At 64.7% G+C, this 846-nt stretch carries 1 protein-coding gene; it reads right to left on the bottom strand.

Annotation, left to right across the window (positions count from 1 at the left end):
- Positions 1-173: 173 nt before the first annotated feature.
- On the bottom strand, positions 174-800 hold the full coding sequence (locus JGU66_36395) for a VCBS repeat-containing protein (protein MBJ6766257.1): 627 nt from the start codon (positions 798-800) through the stop codon (positions 174-176).
- Positions 801-846 lie beyond the last annotated feature (46 nt).

The raw sequence follows: 846 nt of genomic DNA, 5'->3' as shown, positions 1-846 counted from the left end.
CCTGCGCGCCCCGCCTGATGCGCGGCGAGCCAGGATTCGCGGGAATAGAGAAGGCCCCTCCAGCGCAGGATAGCGGCTGGAGGGGCCCGGAATGCAAGTCGTCCGGAGGCTGAGATAGGGACGGTGCGCGAGGCACTACCGCGCACCGGACATCATCGGAAACGCGGAGCTACCTAGAACTCGTAGCCAGGACCGCTCATCAGCTCAAACCCACCATTCCAAGTGGTCTGGCTGGCCGCGGCGAAGTCGAGTCCGGGAGTGGCCCGGCCGTAGCGAATCTCGACGCTGCCCGAGGTGAATCCATAGAGGAGGACGTCGGTGAAGCCGTCGCCGTTGTAGTCCCCAGGGACAAACTTGAGGCCCGTATTCCAAGCGGCCTGGCTGGCGGCGGCGAAGTCGAGTCCGGGAGTGGCGCGGCCGTAGCGAATCTCGGAGCTTCCGGTCGCGGTCCCAAAGAGGAGGACATCCGCACGCCCGTCGCCATTGAAGTCGCCAGGGACGAACTCAAACCCGGTATTCCAAGTCGTCTGGCTGGCGGCGGAGACATCGAGCCCCGGAGAGGCCCGTCCGTAGCGAATCTCGACGCTTCCCGAGGTGGTCCCATAGAGGAGGACGTCCGTGAAGTCGTCGCCATTGAAGTCGCCGGGGACAATCTTGAGGCCCGCGCTCAGGGTCGCCTGGCTGCCCGCGGCGAATGCCAGCCCAGGAGTACTGCTGCCGTAGCGAATCTCGGAGTACCCCGTTGCCGAGTCGTAGAGCAGCACGTCGGAGAAGCCATCGCCGTTGAAATCTCCCGGCACGAACCTGAATCCCAGATTCCAAACAGGATTCGCCTGCACGATCGGG

It is taken from the genome of Myxococcaceae bacterium JPH2 (assembly GCA_016458225.1).
In the GTDB taxonomy this organism is placed as follows: Bacteria; Myxococcota; Myxococcia; order Myxococcales; family Myxococcaceae; genus Citreicoccus.
Note: the sequence above shows the minus strand (reverse complement) of the source record. Positions and strands in the feature narration are given on the sequence as shown.